Genomic DNA, 4,470 nt, shown 5'->3' with positions numbered 1-4,470 from the left:
GAGGCGCTGCCGATCACGCCGAACGGCAAGCTGGACCAGCGGGCCCTGCCCGCACCCGCCGTCACGAGCGCCGGGACCGGTGGGCGGGCCCCGCGCTCGGCGCAGGAGGAGATCCTCTGCGTGGTCTTCTCCGAGGTCCTCGGGGTGCAGTCGGTCGGCATCGACGACGACTTCTTCGCTCTCGGCGGGCATTCCCTCCTCGCGGCCCGGTTGATCAGCCGCATCCGCACCACCTTCGGTGCCGAACTCGGCATCCGGGACCTGTTCGACGCCCCGACCGTCGCCGGTGTCGCGGAGCGGCTGAAGGACGGCCGCCCGGCCCGACCCGCTCTCGTGGCGGGGGAACGCCCCGAGGTGCTGCCGCTGTCCTTCGCCCAGCAACGGCTCTGGTTCCTCGACCAGGTCGAGGGTGCCTCCGCCACCTACAACAGCCCGTACGCGTTCCGGCTGCGCGGGCCGGTGGACGTCGAGGCGTTGCGGGCGGCGATCGGTGACGTGGTGGGCCGGCACGAGGCCCTGCGAACGGTCTATCCGGCGGTGGACGGCAAGCCCCGCCAGCTGATCCTGCCCGCCGGGGAGGTACGGATCCCGTTCGCGGTCGTGGAGTGCACGGGCGAGGAGGTGGCGGAGCGGATCTCGGCCGAGGCCTTCGCCCCCTTCGACCTCGCCTCCGAACTCCCGCTGCGGGTAGCCCTGTTCAGCCTCGGCGCGAGCGAGTCCGTGCTCGTCCTGACCCTGCATCACATCGCGAGCGATGGCTGGTCCTCCGGCCCGCTCTGGTCGGGCGTCGCCTCGGCCTACCAGGCCCGCCTCGCGGGGCTCCGGCCCGACTGGGAGCCGTTGGCCGTCCAGTACGCGGACTACACCCTCTGGCAGCACCACCAGCTCGGCGAGACCATGGACCGCCAACTCGCCTACTGGTCCGAGGCGTTGCGTGGCGCCCCGCAGGAGGTCGCGCTGCCCTTCGATCGACCCCGACCGGCTGCGGCCTCCCACCAGGGGGACCTCCTGCAGTTCCACGTCGACGCCGAACTGCACGCCGAACTGGACGCGTTGGCCCGGCGGCACGGGGTCACCCTGTTCATGGTGCTGCACGCGGCCCTGGCGGCCCTGCTCTCCCGGATGGGCGCCGGCACCGACATTCCCATCGGGACGGTGGTGGCCGGTCGTTCTGACCAGGCGCTGGACGACCTGGTCGGGTTCTTCGTCAATACGCTCGTCCTGCGCACCGACCTGTCGGACGCCCCGACCTTCACCGAGCTCCTGGGCCGGGTCCGCGACACCGACCTGGCGGCCTTCACCCACCAGGACCTGCCCTTCGAGCGGCTGGTCGAGGAGTTGAACCCGGTCCGTTCCAGTTCCGTGCATCCGCTGTTCCAGGTGATGCTGGTGCTGCAGAACAACGAGGAGGGCACCCTGAGCCTCCCGGGGCTGACCGCGGAGCCCGAGTCCTTCGGGATGCCGCCGGTCAAGTTCGACCTGAACCTCACCTGCGTGGAGAACCGCGACACGGCCGGCGCGCCCGTCGGCATCCTCGGCGTCCTGCACTACGCCACGGACCTCTTCGACCGCGGCACCGTGTCCGGCCTGGCGGGCCGTCTGCTCCGGCTGCTGACCGCCCTGGTCGCGGACCCGGACCAGCCGGTCGAGGCGGTCGACGTCCTGACCCCGGCCGAGCGCGGGCGGATCCTCGTCGAGTGGAACGACACCGAGCGGGTCCCGGCGGACACCGGGCTGGTTCCGGCGGTCTTCGAGGGGCACGTCCGCCGGACACCGGACGCGAACGCGCTCGTCTTCCAGGGGGAGGCGCTGACCTTCCGGGAGCTGAACGCGCGGGCGAACCGCCTGGCGCGGCTGCTGATCGACCGCGGGGCGGGGCCGGAGCAGTCCGTGGCCGTCCTGCTCCCGAGGGGTGTCGAGCTGATCGTGTCGCTGCTGGCGATCCTGAAGGCGGGCGCCTGCTACGTCCCGGTCGACCCGGAGTACCCCGTCGAGCGGGTCGGGTACATGCTCGACACCGGCCGGCCGGCCCTGGTGATCGCCGGCGGTGGGACGGCCGGGCGGTTCGCGGACCCGGCCCGGCCGGTGCCGGGGCTGCTGGACCTGGACGACCCCGCGGTCGGTGCCGAGCTGGCCCGCCGTTCCGGCGCCGACGTGTCGGACGCCGACCGGCTCTCGCCCCTGCGCCCGGAGCACTCCGCGTACGCCATCTTCACCTCCGGCTCGACGGGAACGCCGAAGGGCGTGCTCATCGAGCACCGCTCCCTGGCCAACCTCGTCCGCAGCCACCGGGAGGACGTCTACCGGGCCGACATCGCGGCGGCCGGCCGCCCCCTGCGCGCCGCCATGATCGGGGCGACGACCTTCGACGCCAGCTGGCTCCTGCTGTTCTGGCTGCTGGACGGCCACGAGCTGCACCTGGTGGACGACGAGACCCGCCGCACGCCCGAGCTCCTGGTCGACTACCTCGACGACGAGCGGATCGACTACCTCGAGACCACCCCGACGTACTGCCGGCAGCTGATCGAGCTGGGCATGCTCTCCGCGGAGCGCACCTCCCGGCCCCGGATCGTCGACGTCGGCGGCGAGGCGGTCGACGACGCGCTGTGGGCGGACCTCCGGCGGGCCGGGGTCGCGGCCAACAACCAGTACGGTCCCACCGAGTGCACCGTGTACGCCACCAACGCCGTGATCGGCGCGTACGAGCGGCCGGTCATCGGGCGGCCGATCCGCAACACCCGGCTCTTCGTCCTGGACGACCGCCTGCGGGCCGTCCCGCCGGGCGTCCCCGGTGAGCTGTACATCGCCGGGGAGAGCCTTGCCCGCGGCTACCTGGGCCGGCCCGGTCTGACGGCCGAGCGCTTCGTGGCGAATCCGTTCGGGGCGGCGGGCGAGCGGATGTACCGCACCGGCGACCTCGTCCGGTGGCGGGCCGACGGCGCCCTGGAGTACGTGGGGCGCGCGGACGACCAGGTGAAGATCCGGGGCTTCCGGATCGAGCCGGGCGAGATCGCCGCGGTACTGCTGGCGCACGAGGCGGTGGCGCAGGCCGCCGTGGTGGTGCGGGAGGACCGGCCGGGGGACAAGCGGCTCGTGGGCTACGTGGTGCCGTCCGCCGGCCGGGAGGCCGACCCGGAGGAGCTGCGGCGCTTCGCCGGGGGGCGCCTGCCGCGCCACATGCTGCCGGCCGCGGTGGTGGTGCTGGACGCCCTGCCGATGACCTCGCACGGCAAGCTGGACCAGCGGGCCCTGCCCGAGCCGGTGGCGGGCGCGAGCACCGGCGGGCGGGCCGCGCGGTCGGCGCAGGAGGAGATCCTCTGCGCGGTGTTCGCCGAGGTCCTCGGGGTGCCGTCGGTGGGCATCGACGACGACTTCTTCCTCCTGGGCGGGCACTCACTGCTGGCGGCCCGGCTGATCAGCCGGGTCCGCACCGCCCTCGGTGCCGAGATCGGCATCCGGGACGTCTTCGACGCCCCCACCGTCGCCGCGCTCGCCGGACGGCTGGACGACTCGGGGCAGGGGGACGGGGCCCTCGCCACCCTGCTGCCGCTGCGCAGGGGCAGCGGGCCGACGGCCCGGCCGCTCTTCTGCGTGCACCCGGCGGCCGGCATCAGCTGGGTCTACTCGGGACTGCTCCGCCACCTGGACGGCGACCGCGCCCTCTACGGTCTCCAGGCCCGCGGCCTGCTGGCCCCGGAGGCCGTCCCGTCCGGCGTCGACGCCATGGTCGAGGACTACCTGGCGCTGATCCGGTCCGTGCAGCCGCAGGGCCCGTACGCGCTGCTGGGGTGGTCGTTCGGCGGGGTGGTGGCCCACGAACTCGCCGTCCGGCTCCAGGAGGAGGGCGAGGAGATCGAGGCACTGGTGCTGATGGACAGCTTCCCGAGCGGGGGCGGCACCGGCGCCCCGGCCGAGCCGGCCCAGGAGGAAGCCCGCGTCCAGGCCCAGGAGCCGGCCCGGGAGCTCGGCGGCGAGGAGGCGGTGCGGGCGCTGCTGGAGTCGCTCGGCCACGACCCGGACTCCGCGAAGGCCCCGGACGGCCCGTTCGCGCTGCTCGACGACGCCGCGCTGGAGGCGATGGCCAGGGTCTTCCTCGGCAACATCGCGGTCCTGGACTCCTTCAAGTCCCGTACGTTCAGGGGCGATGTGCTCTTCTTCGAGGCGACCAGGGAGGAGCCGGCGCCGTCGGTGCGGCCCGAGGACTGGCGGCCGCACGTCACCGGCCGGATCGAAGTGCACCGGGTGACCGGGCGGCATGGTGAAATGACGAGGCCTGATCAGCTCGCCCAGATCGGCCCCGTTCTCGCCGACCGGCTCGCCGGCGGGCACGACGCGCCCTAGCCGGCCGGCGGCTCGTGCGCCGGAGGACGGCGCACGGGCCTGTCGAGGGCGCCATCGTGGGCAAGGCACTCTACGAGCAGAAGTTCACCCTCGAAGAGGCCCTGGAGGCGGTTTCCGGATGACGGACGG

1 protein-coding gene and 1 pseudogene are annotated in these 4,470 nt (G+C 73.7%); both read left to right on the top strand.

The window, feature by feature from the left end; all coding sequences use genetic code 11:
- A partial coding sequence (locus tag ACWD4P_RS37880) for an amino acid adenylation domain-containing protein (protein ID WP_449782776.1) occupies positions 1–4,341 on the top strand: 4,341 nt, incomplete at its 5' end.
- Between the two features lie 41 nt (positions 4,342–4,382).
- Positions 4,383–4,463: pseudogene (locus ACWD4P_RS37875) on the top strand (bifunctional 1-(5-phosphoribosyl)-5-((5-phosphoribosylamino)methylideneamino)imidazole-4-carboxamide isomerase/phosphoribosylanthranilate isomerase PriA); the annotation flags it as partial.
- Between the last annotated feature and the right edge of the window lie 7 nt (positions 4,464–4,470).

Source organism: Kitasatospora sp. NPDC002543 (assembly GCF_053594915.1).
Note: the sequence above shows the minus strand (reverse complement) of the source record. Positions and strands in the feature narration are given on the sequence as shown.